The 18,089-nt window shown below is 72.7% G+C and carries 14 protein-coding genes; 4 read left to right on the plus strand and 10 right to left on the minus strand.

Annotated elements, in window-relative coordinates:
- Window positions 1-53 precede the first annotated feature (53 nt).
- From narI to DI272_RS09560, 4 genes are read right to left on the minus strand one after another with little or no spacing between them, the layout of a single operon-like run.
- On the minus strand, window positions 54-779 hold the full coding sequence (gene narI, locus DI272_RS09545) for a respiratory nitrate reductase subunit gamma (RefSeq protein ID WP_109494931.1): 726 nt from the start codon (window positions 777-779) through the stop codon (window positions 54-56).
- The gene (narJ, locus tag DI272_RS09550) at window positions 779-1,396 is read right to left on the minus strand and encodes a nitrate reductase molybdenum cofactor assembly chaperone (RefSeq protein ID WP_109494932.1); all 618 of its coding nucleotides are present in this window, start codon (window positions 1,394-1,396) and stop codon (window positions 779-781) included. The genes narI and narJ overlap by 1 nt, the downstream gene beginning before the upstream one ends.
- Window positions 1,393-2,931, minus strand: a complete 1,539-nt coding sequence (narH, locus tag DI272_RS09555) for a nitrate reductase subunit beta (RefSeq protein WP_109494933.1) — start codon at window positions 2,929-2,931, stop codon at window positions 1,393-1,395. Before narH ends, narJ begins: the two co-directional genes overlap by 4 nt.
- A 1-nt stretch (window position 2,932) precedes the next feature.
- Window positions 2,933-6,580 (minus strand): nitrate reductase subunit alpha, encoded by a 3,648-nt coding sequence (locus tag DI272_RS09560; RefSeq protein ID WP_109494934.1) that lies wholly within the window; start codon window positions 6,578-6,580, stop codon window positions 2,933-2,935.
- Window positions 6,581-7,056: 476 nt separating this feature from the next.
- On the opposite strand from DI272_RS09560, the gene DI272_RS09565 reads away from it, so the two are divergent.
- Window positions 7,057-7,806 carry a YwiC-like family protein gene (locus DI272_RS09565; RefSeq protein WP_109494935.1) on the plus strand — a complete coding sequence of 250 codons (750 nt, stop codon included), beginning with the start codon at window positions 7,057-7,059 and terminating at the stop codon, window positions 7,804-7,806.
- 154 nt (window positions 7,807-7,960) lie between these two features.
- A complete protein-coding gene (locus DI272_RS09570) occupies window positions 7,961-8,626 on the plus strand; it encodes a hypothetical protein (RefSeq protein ID WP_258314499.1) in 666 nt (221 codons plus the stop codon).
- On the opposite strand, the gene DI272_RS09575 is transcribed toward DI272_RS09570, so the two are convergent.
- From DI272_RS09575 to DI272_RS09600, 6 genes are all read right to left on the minus strand, one after another.
- Window positions 8,627-9,142, minus strand: a complete 516-nt coding sequence (locus tag DI272_RS09575) for an O-acetyl-ADP-ribose deacetylase (RefSeq protein ID WP_109494937.1) — start codon at window positions 9,140-9,142, stop codon at window positions 8,627-8,629.
- Between the two features lie 309 nt (window positions 9,143-9,451).
- The gene (locus tag DI272_RS09580) at window positions 9,452-10,861 is read right to left on the minus strand and encodes an NAD(P)/FAD-dependent oxidoreductase (protein ID WP_109494938.1); all 1,410 of its coding nucleotides are present in this window, start codon (window positions 10,859-10,861) and stop codon (window positions 9,452-9,454) included.
- 184 nt (window positions 10,862-11,045) lie between these two features.
- Window positions 11,046-11,891, minus strand: coding sequence for an inositol monophosphatase family protein (locus DI272_RS09585; protein WP_109494939.1), 846 nt, complete (start codon window positions 11,889-11,891; stop codon window positions 11,046-11,048).
- A 165-nt stretch (window positions 11,892-12,056) separates the two neighbouring features.
- Window positions 12,057-13,883, minus strand: a complete 1,827-nt coding sequence (locus DI272_RS09590) for a gamma-glutamyltransferase family protein (RefSeq protein ID WP_109494940.1) — start codon at window positions 13,881-13,883, stop codon at window positions 12,057-12,059.
- A gap of 196 nt (window positions 13,884-14,079) precedes the next feature.
- Window positions 14,080-14,751, minus strand: a complete 672-nt coding sequence (locus DI272_RS09595) for a response regulator transcription factor (RefSeq protein WP_109494941.1) — start codon at window positions 14,749-14,751, stop codon at window positions 14,080-14,082.
- Window positions 14,752-14,934: 183 nt separating this feature from the next.
- Window positions 14,935-16,041, minus strand: a complete 1,107-nt coding sequence (locus tag DI272_RS09600; RefSeq protein WP_109494942.1) for a sensor histidine kinase — start codon at window positions 16,039-16,041, stop codon at window positions 14,935-14,937.
- Window positions 16,042-16,209: 168 nt separating this feature from the next.
- Between DI272_RS09600 and DI272_RS09605 the strand changes: the two genes are divergently transcribed.
- Together DI272_RS09605 and DI272_RS09610 are read left to right on the plus strand one after the other, a co-directional pair.
- Window positions 16,210-17,217 carry a carboxymuconolactone decarboxylase family protein gene (locus tag DI272_RS09605; protein ID WP_109494943.1) on the plus strand — a complete coding sequence of 336 codons (1,008 nt, stop codon included), beginning with the start codon at window positions 16,210-16,212 and terminating at the stop codon, window positions 17,215-17,217.
- A 198-nt stretch (window positions 17,218-17,415) separates the two neighbouring features.
- Window positions 17,416-18,075 carry a hypothetical protein gene (locus DI272_RS09610; protein WP_109494944.1) on the plus strand — a complete coding sequence of 220 codons (660 nt, stop codon included), beginning with the start codon at window positions 17,416-17,418 and terminating at the stop codon, window positions 18,073-18,075.
- Window positions 18,076-18,089: the final 14 nt, after the last annotated feature.

Below are 18,089 nucleotides of genomic sequence, written 5' to 3' on the forward strand. Positions count from 1 at the left end.
GGACAGGGGGTTCCATGATCGGGCCGGTCCGCGCGGAGCGCATGTCGCGACGCCTACCGGACACGCTCCCAGCCCCGGCGCCGGGGGCGCTGGGCCTGCCGGCCCGGGTCACGGCGGCGGTAGACGACGTACGGGCGGAAGAGGTAGCGGACGGGGGCGGTGAACATGTGGATCAGCCGGGAGTACGGGATCAGGGTGATCAGCGCCAGACCGAACAGGATGTGCACCTGGAAGGCGAGCGGCGCTTCCGCCATCAGCGCGTGGTCCGGGCGGAAGACGAACAGCGAGCGGAACCAGACGGAGATGCCCTCGCGGTAGTTGTAATCCCCGGTCGCGCCCACCGAGTTGAGGATCGTCGCGGTCAGGCCGAGCAGCATCGCCCCGATCAGGACCCCGTACATGAGGTGGTCGCTGCGCAGGGTGGCGCGGCGGACGCCGGGGACCGTCAGGCGCCGGTACACCAGGATGCCGATGCCCGCCACCGCGCCGACGCCCGCGGCCGCGCCGGTCGACACCGCGATCAGGTGGTACGTGTGGTCGTTCACGCCGACCGCGTCCGTCCAGCTCTGCGGGATCAGCAGGCCCACCACGTGTCCGGCGACGACGAAGGCCATGCCGAGGTGGAAGAGCGGCGAGCCGACGCGCAGCAGCCGGGACTCGTGGAGCTGGGAGGAGTGCGTGGTGATGCCGTACCGGTCGTAGCGGCCGCGCCAGATCACACCCGCGACGAGCAGGACGAGAACGACGTAGGGCAGGACGCCCCACAGGAGCAGGTCCATCAGACGCCTGACCTTTCCAGGAGGGTGGGCCACGGCAGGTCGATGCCGGGGCCCAGCGGTTCGAGTCCGACGCTCTCGCGCGGCGGCCCCTGCCGGGCCAGCGCCTTCGCCTCCGCGCGGGTGGCGGGCGTGGGTCCGGGGAGGGTGCGGCAGACGGCTTGCAGGAGGAGGGCGTACGGCGTCCCGTGCTCGGTGAGGGCCAGCCGCAGCAGCTCCAGGCCCGCGCGGTGCTCCTGGAGGAGTGCGGTGCCCGCCTCCTCCTCGATCGCGGCGAACTCCAGCATCACCGGCAGGAAGTCGGGCAGTTCGTCGCCGTCGAGGCGCCAGCCGTGCGCGGCGTAGACGCGCTTGACCCGGACCAGGGACAGGCCGCGGTTGCGGGTGTCGCCGTCGGTCCACCAAGTGAGGTAGGGGCAGCGGCGGTTGCGGGTGTCGAAGACGGACGTGTAGTGGGCGGCCAGGTCGAGGGGCCGCTCGCCCTCCGCGTACGCCAGGAAGTCCGCCACCTCCGGTCCGGCCGCCAACTCGGCGATGAGCGGCAGTTGCCGGTGGAAGGTGTCGTCCGGGTAGGCCAGCAGGCGGGCCACCGCGAGCCGGGTACGTGCCTCGGGTGTCATGCGGGGCCCCTTCGGGTCGGCGAGAGGTTGAGCAGGACGGGCTTGCCGGGCTTCTCGCCCACCGGGCAGGACAGGTCCTCGCCGAGCATGGCCTCGGCGTCCGCGCGGGCCGCGCTCGGAATGACGTACCGGTCCTCGTACTTGGCGACGGCGAGCAGCCGGAACATCTCCTCCAGCTCGTCGCCGGTGAGGCGGACGGCGTCGGCGATGCCGGGGTCGGGTTCCTCGCCGAGGTTGCGGGCCCGCATGTGGGAGCGCATGGCGGCCATCCGGCGCAGGACCGCCTCGACGGCGTAGGTGTCGCCCGCGGTGAGGAGTTCGGCGAGGTACTCGACGGGGATGCGCAGGGTGTCGATGGCGCCGAAGAGGTTGCCGGCGTCCTCGCCGTCGTGGCCGGCGGCGGCGACCGCGTCGACGACCGGGGAGAGCGGGGGCACGTACCAGACCATGGGCATGGTGCGGTACTCGGGGTGCAGCGGCAGGGCCACCTGGTAGGTGCGGATCAGGTCGAAGACCGGGGAGCGGCGGGCCGCGTCCAGCCACTCCTCGGTGATGCCGGCCGCCCGGGCGGCGGCGGCCACGGCCGGGTCGTGCGGGTCGAGGAACGCCTCCAACTGGGCCGGGTACAGGTCCTGTTCGTCCTCCACGGCGGCGGCCTCGGCGACCCGGTCGGCGTCGTAGAGCATCACGCCGAGGTAGCGCATGCGGCCGACGCAGGTCTCGGCGCACACGGTGGGCATGCCGAGTTCGAGGCGCGGGAAGCAGAAGGTGCACTTCTCGGCCTTGCCGGTGGCATGGTTGAAGTAGACCTTCTTGTACGGGCAGGCGCTGACGCACATCCGCCAGCCGCGGCACCGGTCCTGGTCGACCAGGACGATGCCGTCCTCGGCCCGCTTGTACATCGCGCCGGACGGACAGGCCGAGACGCAGGCCGGGTTGAGGCAGTGCTCGCACACCCGCGGGAGGTAGAACATGAAGCTCTGCTCGAACTCGAAGCGGATGCGTTCGCCGACCTGGTCGCGGATCTTCTCGACGAGCGGGTCCTTCGGGGCGTTCTCGGGGGCGCCGCCGAGGTTGTCGTCCCAGTTCGGGCCCCACTGGACCGTGTCCATCGGTTCGCCGCTGGTCTGCGAGTAGGGGCGGGCCACCGGCAGGTCGTCGCCCGCGGGGGCGTCGGTGAGGTTCTTGTAGTCGTACGTCCAGGGCTCGTAGTAGTCGTCGAGGGTGGGCAGGTCGGGGTTGGCGAAGATCGTGCTCAGCCGCTTCGCCCGGCCCCCCGCCCGCAGCCGCAGCCGTCCCGAACGGGTGCGTTCCCAGCCGCCCTTCCAGCGTTCCTGGTCCTCCCAGCGGCGCGGGTAGCCCTGGCCGGGGAGGGTCTCGACGTTGTTGAACCAGACGTACTCGGTGCCCTGTCTGTTGGTCCACACCTGCTTGCAGGTGACGGAACAGGTGTGGCAGCCGATGCATTTGTCGAGGTTCATGACCATGGCTATCTGGGCCATGACGCGTCCAATAGTGGCTTCGCCACGGGGCATGTCAGTACTCCACGTCCTGCTCGCGGCGACGGATGACCGTCACCTCGTCGCGCTGGTTGCCGGTGGGCCCCAGGTAGTTGAAGGCCCACGTCAACTGGGCGTAGCCGCCGACGAGATGGGTGGGCTTGAGCATGATCCGGGTCAGGGAGTTGTGGATGCCGCCCCGCTTGCCCGTCTTCTCCGTCTTGGGCACGCCGACGGTGCGTTCCTGGGCGTGGTTCATGTAGACCGTGCCGGGCGGCATCTTGTGGGAGACGATCGCGCGGGCGGTGATGACGCCGTTGCGGTTGACGGCCTCGATCCACTCGTTGTCCTTGACGCCGATCGCTTCGGCGTCCTGCGGGGACATCCACACGGTCTGGCCGCCGCGGCCGAGGGTCATCATGTACAGGTTGTCCTGGTACTGGGAGTGGATGGCCCACTTGTTGTGCGGGGTGAGGAAGCGGACGGCGACCTCGCGGCCTTCCTTCACCGATCCCAGCTCCGGTTCCCCGTACAGGCGGTGCATGTTCAGCGGCGGCTTGTAGACGGGGAGGGCCTCGCCGACCTCGTGCAGCCAGTCGTGGTCGAGGAAGAAGTGCTGACGTCCCGTCAGGGTGTGCCAGGGCTTGAGGTGTTCGGTGTTGACGGTGAAGGCGGTGTAGCGCCGCCCGCCGGACTCGCTGCCCGACCACTCCGGTGAGGTGATGACCGGCACCGGGGCCGCCTGGGTGTCGGCGTACGTGATCCGCTTGCCCTCGTGCTCGGCGGCCAGGTGGGCCATCTCCTGCCCGGTCCGGCGCTCCAGGGTGTGGAAGCCCTGGGTGGCGAGGCGTCCGTTGGAGGTGCCGGACAGGGCGAGGATGGTGTCGCAGGCGCGGCGGGCGGTGTCGAGGCGGGGGCGGCCGTCGGCGACGCCGCCGCGCACGGTGCCGTTCTTCTCGCGCAGGTAGGCGACTTCCTCGCCGACGTCGAAGGTGACCGCCTTGGTGGTGACGCCGAGGGTGTCGACGAGCGGGCCGAGGGCGGCGAACTTCTCGCCGATCGCCGTGTAGTCGCGCTCCACGACCGTGAGGTTGTACATCGTGCGCCCGGGCACCGGCTCGCACTCGCCCTTGCCCCAGTCGAGGGCGACACCGCCGGGCTGGGCCATCTCGCCGCCCGCGGTGTCGTGCTGGAGGGCGGTGGCGACCAGGTCCCGCCGCACTCCCAGGTGGTCCCGGGCCAGCTCGCTGAAGCGGCGGGCGAGGGTGAGGAAGGCGTCGTAGTCGGTGCGGGCCTGCCAGGGCGGGTCGATGGCCGGGGTGAACGCGTGCAGGAAGGGGTGCATGTCGGTGGACGACAGGTCGTGCTTCTCGTACCAGGTGGCGGCCGGCAGGACGACGTCGCTCAGCAGGGTCGTCGAGGTCATCCGGAAGTCCAGCGACAGCAGCAGGTCGAGCTTGCCCGCGGTGTCCTGCTCCCGCCACATGACGTCGCGCGGGGCGCAGCGGGGGCCGTCGTCGGGGAGGTTGGAGTGGGTGCCCAGCAGGTGCTTGAGGAAGTACTCGTTGCCCTTGGAGCTGGAGCCGAACAGGTTGGCCCGCCAGACGGTCATCACGCGCGGCCAGTTCTGCGGGGCGTCCGGGTCCTCGGTCGCCAACTCCAGTGTTCCGGCCTTGAGTTCCTCGACCGCGCTCGCCACCGGGTCCTCACGTTCGCCGAGTTCGAGCGGGTTGCGGTCGAAGGTCGGGTACGACGGCATCCAGCCCATGCGTGCCGACGCGGCGAGGCAGTCGGCGCCGGTCATGCCGGCGAAGCGGCCGTCACCGAGCGGTGAGGCGAGGGACTCGGTGGGCAGGGTGTCGTACCGCCACTGGTCGGTGTGCAGATAGAACCAGCCCGCGCCGATCATCTGGCGCGGCGGACGCGACCAGTCGGAGGCGGCGGCGAGGGTGGCCCAGCCAGTGACCGGGCGGCACTTCTCCTGGCCCACGTAGTGGCCCCAGCCGCCGCCGTTGCGGCCCTGGCAGCCGGTCAGGGTGAGCAGGGCGAGGAAGGCCCGGTAGATCGTCTCGGAGTGGAACCAGTGGTTGGTCCCGGCACCCATCAGGATCATGCAGCGGCCCTCGGAGCGCCGCGCGGTGTCGGCGAACTCCCGTGCCACACGGATGGCTTGGGCGGCGGGCACGGACGTCAGCGTCTCCTGCCAGCCGGGGGTGCCGGGCGTGTCGGCGTCCTCGTACGAGGCGGGCCAGCGGCCGGGCAGGCCGACCCGGGCCACCGCGTACTGGGCGAGCATCAGGTCGTACACCGTGGTGACGAGCCGTCCGCCGATCCGGCGCACGGGCACCCCGCGGGTGACCGTGCCCTCGGCGCCCTCCTCGAAGCGGGGCAGCACGATCTCGGCGGTCTCGCCGTCGAGCGCGTAGAGGCTGAGGCGGGGCACGGTGTCGCCGAGGTCGAGGTTCCAGTCCGGTTCGCTTCCCCAGCGGTGGCCCAACGTGCCGTTGGGGACGGTGGGTTGACCGGTGGTGTCGTCGAGGAGGACGGGCTTCCACTGGGCGTTCTCGACGTCCTGGCCGAGATCGGCGGCGTTGAGGAACTTGTGCGGGACGAGTCCGGCGTCCGACTCCTTCAGGGTCACCAGGAAGGGCAGGTCGGTGAACTTGCGTACGTAGTCCGCGAAGAACGGTGTCTCGCGGTCGACGAAGAACTCCTTGAGGATGACGTGGCCCATCGCCAGGGCCAGCGCGCCGTCCGTGCCGGGGTGCGGGTGCATCCACTCGTCGGCGAACTTGGTGTTGTCGGCGTAGTCCGGGGAGACGGCGACGACCTTCTGGCCGCGGTAGCGGGCCTCGGTCATCCAGTGCGCGTCAGGGGTGCGGGTGACGGGGACGTTGGAGCCCCACATCATCAGATAGGCGGCGTCCCACCAGTCGCCGGACTCCGGGACGTCGGTCTGGTCGCCGAAGACCTGCGGGGAGGCCACCGGGAGGTCGGCGTACCAGTCGTAGAACGACAGCATCGGGGCGCCGATGAGGGAGTGGAAGCGGGCGCCCGCCGCGTGCGAGGCCATCGACATCGCCGGGATCGGGGAGAAGCCGGCGATGCGGTCGGGGCCGTAGGTCTTGATGGTGTGGACGTGCGCGGCGGCGACGATCTCCACCGCCTCCTCCCAACTGGCGCGCACCAGGCCGCCCTTGCCGCGGGCCTGCTGGTAGCGGCGGCGGCGCTCGGGGTCGTTCTGGATATCCGCCCAGGCCGCGACCGGGTCGCCCAGGCGGGCCTTGGCCTCGCGGTACATCTCCAGCAGGGCGCCGCGGACATGCGGGTAGCGCACCCGGGTCGGCGAGTAGGTGTACCAGGAGAAGGACGCCCCGCGCGGGCAGCCGCGCGGCTCGTACTCGGGGCGGTCCGGGCCGACGCTGGGATAGTCGGTGGCCTGGGTTTCCCAGGTGATGATGCCGTCCTTGACGTACACCTTCCACCGGCAGGAACCCGTGCAGTTCACCCCGTGCGTGGAGTGCACGACCTTGTCGTGGCTCCAGCGGTCCCGGTAGAAGGCCTCGGCCTCGCGGCCACCGGTGCGGGTCACCGTCCGCAGGTCGTCGGAGACCGTGTCGCGGCTGAAGAACCGCCCGGCCTTGATCAGGAGGTCGGCGGGGTCTCCGCCCGGCTTCTTCTGCAACGGGGCTCCTCAAACACGTCGCGGCACACGACATACGGCTCTGGAACGACGCCCTACGCGTCGGACTGCGCGCCGGGACGATCACGTCATCGACCCTAGGAGCGCACGATGGGCCGGAGCAGGCGCCAATGGTCCCGGTCGGCAGGGACCATCGACCGGATTTGCGGCGGGGGGCCATTGGTCCCGCGGGAAGGTCCGGAGGGCCGTTGGTCCCTCGGGAGGGGACCATTACCGGCCCGGGGGTCACCGACCGGGTGGCAGGCTGGGACGGACGACGACAGGACGTGCGGGCGCGGGACGGCTGTGGACCGCGGCCGTACCGCGGCCGGGACGTGCGGGCGCGGGACGGCTGCGGGACCGCGGCCGAGACGTGCGGGCGCGGGACGGCTGCGGGACCGCGGCCGAGACGTGCGGGCGCGGCACGACTGCGAGACGGCTGCGGGACCGCGGCCGGGACGTGGGAGCGGAGGGACGGCATGGCTTCGCGGGCGATACGGCGCTGGCTGCCCGGTCAGCACGGGGCGTGGGCGATGCTGCTCGTGCCGTTCCTGGCGGGCATGCTGCTCGCCGAGCCGACCCCCTGGCACGCCGTCCTGCTCCTCGCGTGGCTCCTCGCCTACCTCGCCTCCTACCACGTGCAGCAGTGGCTGCGGCTGCGCCGCAACTCCCGCAATCCCAGGGCGGCGGCCCGCCACACCGTGCCCGCGGCGGTGTTCACGGCGGCCCTGCTGCCGCCCGGTCTCGCGCTGGTCCGGCACGCGCCGTGGCTGCTGCTCGCCGCGGCCGCCGCGGTCCCGTTCCTCGCCGCCAACTCCTGGTACGCCTGGCGCAATCAGGAACGGTCCGTGGTCAACGGGCTCGCCGCGGTCGTCCCGGCCTGCGGCATGCTGCCGGTCGCCGCGCTGCTCGGGGACGGCATTTGGGCGCAGACGTGGCGTCCGGCGCTGGTCTGCCTGCTGTACTTCGCGGGGACCGTGCCGTACGTGAAGACCATGATCCGGGAGCGCGGCAGCGATACGTACCGGTGGGCCTCGGGGCTGTACCACGCCGCCGCGCTCGTGGTGGCGGGGCTGCTCTCGCCCTGGCTCGTGCTGTTCTTCGGGGTGTGTCTGGCGCGGGCCGTGGTGATGCCGGCGCTCGGCCGGGTGCGGATCGCGGTGGTGGGGGCGGTGGAGGTCGTGCTGTCGCTGCTGCTTCTGGCGGTGCTGCTGCCGGTGTACGGCTGAGCCGCACCCTGACGGACGAACGGACCGTCGTACCCGGATGGCGCTGCCCTCAAGGCGAAACGGGCTGGTCAGGGTGGCCGGGTCGAGGGCACAGCGGGAGCCCGGGCCGCCTGATCGAATTGCGGGGTATCTGACCGGTTCTCACCGTGGGCGCATGGACAGCAGCTTCGAGCCCTCCGAAAGGAACTTCATGCGCCCTCTTGTCTCCCGCGGCCTTCTCGTGCCGCCCCTGGTCTGCGCCGCGCTGGTCCTCGGCCAGGCCGGCACCGCCGCCGCCGTCGGCGACGTGGGCCGGGACGTCCCCGGCCTGAGCATCGCGGCGGCCGCCGCGCGGACCGACGCCGGGACGGACGCGCTTCTGGATTCGCTGACGCAGGAGGGCACCCCGGCGCGGGGCATCCTGACAGGGAACACTCTGATCGACGACGCCTTGACGCAGGGGACCGCGGTTGACGGCGCCTTGACGCAGGGCACTCCGGCTGACGGCGCCCTGGCGGACGGCTCACGTCTCGATCCGGCCGCGGCCACCTCGTACGCGGCGGAGATCCGCGCCTGGAGCGCCGCCGTCCAGGAGCGTCTGCGCGGTCTCGACACCCCCGCGAACCGGGTCGCCGCGGCCCCGGCCGCCGACCCCGTGGACGACCTCGTCGCCCAGGTCCAGTCCGCGGTCAACGGCTTGCTGGGCGCGCTGACCTCGCTGGACCTCGGCGGAGTGCTGAGCGCGGTGACCGGGCTCCTGTCGCCCGTGCTCGGCCTCGTCACGGGCCTGCTCGGCGGATCGGTGCCGGAGCTGCCCGAGCTCCCGGTCCCCGCCCCGTGATCAGCCGGCCTGCGCGGCGAACACCTCGTACGCCTGCTCGCCGAAGAGGACGAACCTGACCTCCGTGACCGAGGTCCGCGCGGCCCGCACCGTCCGCACGGCGATGCGGGCCGCGTCCTCCATCGGCCAGCGGTAGACGCCGGTGGAGATCGCCGGGAACGCGACCGTACGGGCGCCCAGCTCGTCGGCGACCTTCAGCGACTCCCGGTAGCAGGAGGCCAGCAGGTCGGAGCGGTCCTCCTGCTCACTGAAGACCGGGCCCACCGTGTGGATCACCCACCGGGCGTCCAGTTCCCCGGCCGTGGTGGCGACCGCCCGGCCCGTCGGCAGCCCCCTGCCGTACCGCGAGGCACGCAGCGCGCGGCACTCCGCGAGGATCGCCGGGCCGCCGCGCCGGTGGATCGCGCCGTCCACTCCTCCTCCGCCGAGGAGGGAGGAGTTCGCCGCGTTGACGATGGCGTCGGCGCTCTCGCGCGTGATGTCGCCCTGGACGAGCGTGATGGTGGTCTCGGTCATGGGACCCACTCTGACCTGAAGAGGGTGCACCACGCCACGGGCAGCGCCCCCAGCCCGTGGATGACCGACCGTGACCGGGGCCCAGGTCCTCCGGTGCCGCCGCGAGCCTCAGCGCCGGGAGCCGGTCGAAGAGCAGGTGCCGTCCGATCCGGAGTTCGGACCGGGTAGGTCGTCGGCGTACAGGCCGAGGAGGAGGTGGCCGAGGGTCAGAGCGACGCTGTCGTGGCCGAGGCCGGCGAGGACGGTGCGGAGCCTTGCCGGGCTCGGAACGCTGTCCGCTCTTTCGCAGCCGCGCCTCACCCCTCGGTCTCACGTCTGCCGCAGTCGCCGCCACACCGCCTTCGCCGCGTTGTGGCCGGACATGCCGTGCACCCCGGGGCCCGGCGGGGTCGCAGAGGAGCAGATGTAGACGGCCGGGTGCGGGGTGCCGTACGGCGACAGGGAGAGCTTGGGGCGCAGCAGGATCTGGAGGCCGGTGACCGCTCCCGAACCGATGTCGCCGCCGACGTAGTTGGCGTTGTGGGCGGCCAGTTCGGGCGGGCCGGCGGTGGCGCGGGCCAGGACCCGGTCGCGGAACCCCGGGGCGAAACGCTCCAGTTGGCGTTCCAGGGCGTCGGTGAGGTCGCCGTCCCAGCCACTCGGGACATGGCCGTAGGCCCAGAAGACCTGCTTGCCCTCGGGCGCCCGGGCCGGGTCCACCACACCGGGCTGCACGGTGATCATGAACGGCTTGTCGGGGGCCCGGCCCTCCCGGGACGCGGCCCGCAGGGCGGTGCCGATCTCCGCGCTGCTCGCGCCGATCTGCACGGTGCCGGCGACCCGGGCCTCCGGCGCGGTCCAGGGCACCGGGCCGTCGAGCGCGTAGTCGACCTTGAAGACCCCCGGGCCGTACCGGTAGCCGTCGTAGTAGCGGCCGAGCCCGGCGATCCGGGCCAGAGCGGTGGGCGAGGTGTCGAAGACGTACGCGCGCGCGGGCGGCAGGTCGTCGAGACGCTTGACCTCGTAGTCCGTGTGGATGCCGCCGCCGAGGTCCTTGAGGTACGCGGCGAGCGCGTCGGAGATCGACTGGGAGCCGCCGCGCGCGACGGGCCAGCCCCGGGCGTGCGCGGCGAGGGCGAAGACCAGGCCGATCGCGCCGGTGGCGAAGCCGGAGAGCGGGGCCATGACGTGCGCGACGAGGCCGGAGAAGAGGGCTCTGGCCCGTTCGTCGCGGAAGCGGCGCATCAGCCAGGTCGAGGGCGGCAGCCCGACGAGGCCGAAGCGGGCGAGGGTCACCGGGTCACGCGGGAGCGCGGTCAGGGGCAGCGACATGAAGTCCCGGGCCAGGGTGTCCCACTTGGGCAGGAACGGCTCGACCAGCCGACGGTACGCGCCCGCGTCGCGGGGCCCGAACGAGGCGGCCGTCTCGGCGACCGAGCGGGACAGCACGGCGGCGGTGCCGTCGGTGAACGGGTGCGCCATGGGCAGCTCGGGCTGGAGCCACTCCAGGCCGTACCGCTCCAGGGGCAGGGCGCGGAACGCCGGGGAGTTGATCCCGAGGGGGTGCGCCGCGCTGCACGGGTCGTGCCGGAAGCCGGGGAGGGTGAGTTCCTCGGTGCGGGCTCCCCCGCCGATGGTGTCGCGTGCCTCGAAGACGGCCACGGAGAAGCCGCGGCGGGCCAGCTCCACGGCAGCAGTCAGCCCGTTCGGCCCCGCACCCACCACGACCGCATCGAGCATCGACGGCACCTTCGGACCCCTTCGTCAGCCGATGGCCACTGGATCAGGATAGGACGGGGCACCGACAACACCCGGCCGCGGGGCCGGTTCGGCGGCCGGGGGCGCCCGCACGGTCGCCGTCCGCGTCGTCCGTGCCGTCCATGACCCTGTATCCGACCAGCCGCCGCTGGTGCCGTACCGGACTTCAGATGGTGCCCGCCAGCACCTCGGCGATCCGTCGGGCCGTCGCGGTGTCCCTCGCGGCGGTGAACGGCAGGGCGTTGCCCCCGGTGATGCGGAACGGCTCGCCCGCACGCGTGAGGTGTGCGCCGCCCGCCTCCTCGACGAGGAGCAGCCCGGCGGCGTGGTCCCACGCGGCTTCCCAGCTGAAGGCGGTGGCGTCCAACTCGCCGCGGGCGACGGCCAGATACTCCAGACCGGCCGAGCCGCAGGGCCGCGGCGCGAGTCCGTCCGTCCACAGCGGGCGCAGGACGCGCTTCTGTTCGTCCGTCGTGTAGTCCGGGTGCGAGGTGGCCACTTCGAGGTCGCGGCCGGGCTCGGGCGGTCCGGCGTAGAGCCGTTCGCCGTCGAGGAAGGCGCCCTGGCCCCGTACCGCCGTGGCGAGTTGGTCGCGGGCGGGGGCGTATGTCCACGAGGCGCGCACGACGCCGCCCTGCGCCAGCGCGACCAGCGTGGCGAAGCCGGGGTCGCCGTGCACGAACTGCCGTGTCCCGTCGACGGGGTCGACGATCCAGACCGGGGCGTCGCCGTGTATCGCCTCGTACGAGGCCGGGTTGGCGTGCACCGCCTCCTCGCCGACCACGACGGAGCCGGGCAGCAGGGCGCCGAGCACCTCCGTCAGATACTGCTCGGCGAGCCGGTCGGCGTCCGTCACCAGGTCGTGCGGTCCGCTCTTCTCGTCGACCTCGTGGGCGGCGAGCCGGCGGAAGCGGGGCATGATCTCGGCCGCGGCGGCCTTGCGGACCGCCTCTTCCACGTCGGCCGAGTGCCGGGCGAGAAACTCGTCGATGGTTTCCGTGTCTTCGATCATGACTCCATGAGAGCACGCGCCACTGACAATCCCCACCCGACGGGTGGATGCCGGGTGGAATCGGGATGAACTCAAGGAGACACGGGCCCAGGAGTCCACCGCCCGACGACGCACAGCAGAGCCTCGGGCCCACCGCTCCACGGCGCACACCTGAGCCCCCTGAGCTCACCGCCCCACGGCGTACCCCTGCATCCCGCGCGGATTGGCGGCCGCCGACAGCACCCCGGTCTCCGGGTCCCGGGCGACGGCGCACAGCCGCCCCTCCGACCAGGCCTCCCCCACGGTCACGTCGTGTCCGCGCCGCCGCAGTTCGTCGACGACCGCCGCGTCCATACGTGCCTCGACCGTGACGCTCCCGGGCCGCATCCCGCACGGGTAGAAGGAGCCGGGGAAGCTGTCGTTGTGCCAGTTGGGGGCGTCGATGGCTCCTTGCAGATCGAGCCCGCCCCGCACTCCCGCCCGCAGCGCGACCGCGAGGAAGAAGTGCAGCTGCCACTGGTCCTGCTGATCGCCACCGGGGGTGCCGAAGGCCATGACGGGCACCCCGTCCCGCAGCGCGACGGAGGGCGTGAGGGTGGTACGGGGCCGTCGCCCCGGCGTGAGTGAGTTCGGGAGGCCCTCCTCCAGCCAGGTCATCTGGAGCCGGGTCCCGAGCGGGAAGCCGAGCTCCGGCACGACGGGGTTGGACTGCAGCCAGCCCCCGCTGGGCGTGGCGGCGATCATGTTGCCCCACCGGTCGACGACGTCGAGGTGGCAGGTGTCGCCACGGGTGGCCCCGTCGGCCCCGACGCCCGGCTCGCCCGGCACCGGAGAGGTGGGCGGCTTCGCGACGGTCGGCTCGCCGGCACCCATGGGGCTGAACCCGGGCTCGTCGGCGGCCACCCGATGCGCGTGCGCGCACAGCCGGGGCGCCCGCCCGCCGGGGCTCCCGGGCCGCAGTTCGTACGAGGCCTTCTCCCCCACGAGCCCGCGCCGCCCGGCGTTGTACCCGTCGGACAGCAGCTCCCCGAGCGGCACCTCGCCGGCGTCGCCGTACCAGGCCTCCCGGTCGGCCATGGCCAGCTTGCAGCCCTCGACGAGCAGGTGCACGTACTCGGCGGACCCGTACGCCGGAAGCTCCGCCGGCAACAGGGCGAGCTGCTGCAACAGCACCGGCCCCTGGCTCCAGGGACCGGCCTTGCACAGGGTCCAGCCGTTCCAGTCGTACGTCGCCGGCGCCTCGTAGCTCGCGGACCACCCGGCGAGATCGTCGAGGGTGAGCGTGCCGGCGTTGCGCCTGCCGCTGGTGTCCATGGTGGGCCGTTGCGCCTGCCGCACGAGCGCCTCGCCGATGAACCCGCTCCGCCACACCTGCCGCGCGGCCTCGATCTGCGCGACACGGTCCCCGGCCCCGGCGACCTCGCCGAGCAGCCGTTTCCAGGTGGCGGCGAGGGCCGGGTTCCGGAACAGCTCACCGGCCCTCGGAGCCTTCCCGCCGGGCAGATACACCTCCGCCGACGAGGTCCACTCCGTCTCGAACAGCTCTCGCACGGTCTCGACGGTGGCGCCGACGTTCTCCACGGGCGCGTGACCGTGCTCGGCGTATCCGATGGCGTACTCGAGGACGTCGGCGAGGGACTTGGTCCCGTGGTCCCTGAGCAGCAGCATCCAGGCGTCGAAGGCACCGGGGACAGCGGCGGCGAGGGGCCCGGTGCCGGGTACGAGGTCGAGCCCGAGTCCCTTGTAGTGCGCGACGGTCGCCGCGGCGGGCGCGACCCCCTGCCCGCACAGCACCCGGACGTCCTCCCCCACGGGCGCGAGCAGGATCGGGACCTCGCCGGCGGGCCCGTTGAGGTGCGGCTCGACGACGTGCAGCACGAACGCCCCCGCCACGGCGGCGTCGTAGGCGTTGCCGCCGTCCTCCAGCACCGCCATCGCCGACTGGGAGGCGAGCCAGTGGGTGGAGGAGACCATGCCGAAGGTGCCCTGGAGGGTGGGGCGGGTGGTGAACACGGGTGGGCTCCTCACGGGGGGACGGTGACGGTTCGACGATCGTACGCAGCCGCGTCCCGGCGCCAGGCCGCCCGTCGCCCCGCCGTCAGCAGATGGCCTCTCGCGCCGAGCAGCGCCGGTTCCGACTCGATGCGCCGGGTCGCGGCCGGCACGGCTTCGCGGCGTTCGGGATCGTCGAGCCGCCTCCTCGGCTCCCTCAGCCGGCTGCCTCGCTCCGCGCCGTCACCAGTCCCGACTCGTACGCGAACACCACCAACTGCGCCCGGTCCCGCGCGCCCAGCTTCGTCATCGCCCGGCTCACATGCGTCTTCGCCGTGAAGGGACTGATCACCATGTGCTCGGCGATCTCCTCGTTGCTGAGGCCGCGTGCGGCCAGCGCCGTGACCTCCAGTTCGCGGCGGGTGAGGCATTCCAGGCCGGGGGCCGTGGCGCGGTCGGGTGGGCGGGAGACGAACTCGCCGATGAGCGTCCGGGTGACGGACGGGGACAGGAGCGCCTCACCGCGCGCGACCACCTCGATCGCCTGCAACAGGTCCGCCGGTTCCGTGTCCTTCAGCAGGAAGCCGCCCGCCCCCGCCCGCAGCGCCTCGAAGACGTACTCGTCCAGGCCGTAGTTGGTGAGGATGACGACCCGCACGGCCGCCAGCGCCGGGTCCGCCGCGATCCGGCGCGTCGCCTCGATCCCCGTCATCACCGGCATCTGCACGTCGATCAGCGCGATGTCCGGCACCTGCGCACGGACCAGCTCCACGCCCCGTTCCCCGTCCGCCGCCTCCCCCACCACCTCGATGCCGTCCTCGGCGTCGAGGAGGGCCCGGAAGCCGGCGCGCATGAGGGCCTGGTCGTCGACGAGGGCCACCCTGATCACGCGGCCACCCCCAGCCGCGTCCGCACCCGGACACCGACGCGGAGCACACCCACCCCGATCACGCAGCCACCCCCCACCGCGCCCCCACCCGGACACCGGCCCGCATCACACCCACCCCGATCACGCAGCCACCCCTCACCACGTCCCCACCCGGACACCGACCCGGAACACACCCACCCTCCGTCACGCCGTCACCCCCAGCGGCAACTCCGCCCGCACCGAGAAGCCGCCCTCCGCCCGAGGGGCCGCGTGCAGGGTGCCGCCGAGGGCCGTCACGCGTTCGGCCATGCCGCGCAGGCCGATGCCGGGGGTGACGGGGTGGTTCGGGTCGGCGTTGCCGTCGTCCTCCACCAGTACCGTCACCCACCCCTCCCCGTAAGCCAGCCGCACGCCCACCTTCGCCGGCCCCGCATGCCTCGCCGCGTTGGTCAGCGCCTCCTGGACGATGCGGTACACCGCCCGGTCGACCGTCGCCGCGAGCGGCTTCTCCTCCCCCTCCGTCGTCAGCTCCACCGCGAGCCCGGCGGCCCGCGCCCGCTCCACCAGCACCGCCGGCGTGCCCGTGGGCTCGTCGGTGCGCAGCACCTCCAGCGTGGCCCGCAGTTCCCGCATCGCCTCGCCGCTCGCCTCCTGGATGGCGAGCAGGGCGTCCGGCACCTCCTCGCCGCGCTTGCGCGCCAGATGCACCGCAACGCCCGCCTGGAGCTTGACGATCGAGATGCTGTGGGTCAGGGAGTCGTGCAACTCCCTTGCTATGCGCAGGCGTTCCTCGCCCGCGCGGCGCAGCGCGACCTCCTCACGGGTGCGTTCCGCCTCCAGGGCGCGCTGTTCGGTCTGGCGGAGGTAGGCCTGCCAGTTGCGGTCCGCCAGTCCCGTCACGACCGCGCACAGGAACCAGCCCGTGAGCAGCCCGGCCTTCTCGAAGACCTCCTGGGTGGTCGGGCCGGTCGTGATGTACGCCGCCAGGTACAGTCCGCTCGCCGCGGCCGCCCAGCCGCGGTGGCCCACCCGGGCCGCCGCGTGCACGGCGCCCAGGACGGGGAGGGCGGCCAGCGGTCCGGGGTGGGCGTGCAGGACGTACGCCATGCCGAAGGCCGTCGACACGGCCAGCACCGCGCGCGGCGCCAGGCGGTACCAGCCCAGCGCTGCCGAACTCGCCGCCAGCACAACGTAGTCGAGGGCCGTGGTGTCCTCGTCGAAGGCGGCCACGGTCAGCACGAGGGCGCCGACCACGACCGCCGTCGCCGCGTCGGCCAGCCCTCTGCGCGTGACGAGCGCGTGCCTGTTCATGTTCCGCACAGTAGACGGCCGCGCCGACAGCCGCGTCAGCCCTGTGGACAACTCCCGCACTACTCCCCGTGCAGTAGTGCCGCGCCTCCTCCCGCCCCGCCGTCGCAGCGTCGACTCCCTCCCGCCGTACGACGACCGGGGCCCCTCGCCCGGCGCAAGCTGACCCCCATGTCCACTTCATTCCGCTACACCGAGCCCCTGCCGCCCAAGGCGGCCACCGGTCGCACCGCCGAGGTCTACCGGCAGATCTCCCGCGACTTCGGCATCGACGAGCCGCCCACCTTCGTGGTGCTCTCCGCCGCGCCGGAACTCCTGGCCGCCACCTGGGCGTTGACGCGCGAGTCGCTGATCGCCGGCCCCGGTGGCCGGACCGGCAAGGAGCTGGCCGCCCTCGGGGTGTCGCTCGCCAACAAGTGCCCGTTCTGCGTGGACGCGCACACCGTCCTGCTGCACGCCACCGGCGACCACGCCGTGGCCGAACGCGTCGCCAAGGGGCACGAGCCGGAGAACGAGGAGCACGCGCGCGTGCTGGCCTGGGGCAAGCGGACCAGGGTGCCCGGCGCGGCCTTCGGTGACGGTCCGCTGCCCTTCCCCCGGGAGGACGCCCCGGGTTATCTCGGCACGGCGCTCGCCTTCCACTTCATCAACCGCGTCGTGTCCGCCCTGCTGACCGAGAAGATGCTGCCGTGCAACATGCAGCGGTTCCGCGCGGTGCGCAGCATCGCGGGCCGTACTCTCGCCCGGAGCGTGCGCCGCACGGCCGCACCCGGCGAGAGCCTGCCGCTGCTCGACCGTCCCGACGTCGGCGAGGTCCCCGCGTGGGCGGGCGGCACGGCCGTGGGTGACGCGTACGCGGCGCTGCTCAGGGCGGCCATGGCGGGCGCGGGCCTCCTGGAGGCCGAGGACCAGGTTCTCGTGGAGCAGGTCCTTCAGGGCTGGGACGGGGAGCACCCCTCGCACGCCCTTCCCGGTGTCCCCGGCCGGAGCGAGCGGCCCGGGGCGCGGCTCGCGCTGCTGGCGGCTCTCGCGCCGTACCGGATCACGGACGAGGACGTGGCGGCCTGGCGCCGGCCGGAGCACACGGATCACTGTCTCGTGCACCTCGTCGCGTACGGGGCGTTCCTCGCGGTCGACCGGATCGAGTCGGCGTTCAGCCGGGACACCGCACGGACATAACCGGACACTCGACGCGTCAACAGCGGGCCTCAGTCACCGCACATGCACGGAGCGAGTTGGCACTACCGCCCCACAGGGACTCGTGTGACACTGGCGTCCCGTCCACAGTGCGGACACCCTCCGTGCCGTGGCCCCGCACCGTCCTGCCGTCCGCTGTGCGGACCTGTTCCGCACCCATCCCCCACGAGAAGTGCGCCTGTGCGTTCCCTTCCTCTGCCGCTCGCCCTGACCGCGCGTCTGTCGCCGGTCGTCGTGCTCGCCGCCGCGGGCTGGACGCTGTCGTCCGGTCCCGCCCCGACCGGCGACCACGAGGCCGCGTCGAAGGGCGGCGGCGGCACCAAGTCCGCCTCGGCCCCCGCCACCGCGGCGGTCTCGAAGACGTACACCGCCTCGCCCGCGCCCTGCGGCAGCGTCACCGCGAAGAACGTCAAGTCACTGGTCCCGGGCGCCAGGACGGCGGGCAAGGAGATCCCGTCGACGGACACGAAACTGCGCCGCACCTGCTCCTGGAACGCGCTCAAGGGCTACGACTACCGCTGGCTCGACGTGTCGTACGAGATCACGGACTCGGACGAGGCGGCGGAGAAGTCGTACAAGGAGCGCATCGAGGAGAAGAGCGGCGGAGGGGCGGTCCCGGGCCTCGGTGACCAGGGCTACTCCGTCGTGAACCTCACCACGGAGGACAAGCAGGAGACGCGGGAGGGCGTGGTCATCGTCCAGGTGTCCAACGCGCTGGTGGTCATCACGTACAACGGCAGCGACTTCGAGTCGAAGAAGGCGCCGAGCACGGACGTCATCAACAAGGGTGCGATCAAGGCGGCGAAGGACGCGGTGGCGGCGCTGGAGGGCGGCCGGTAGCCCCGGCCGCCCTT

Origin of the sequence: Streptomyces sp. Act143 (assembly GCF_003143935.1) — a bacterium.
Classification (GTDB): domain Bacteria; phylum Actinomycetota; class Actinomycetes; order Streptomycetales; family Streptomycetaceae; genus Streptomyces.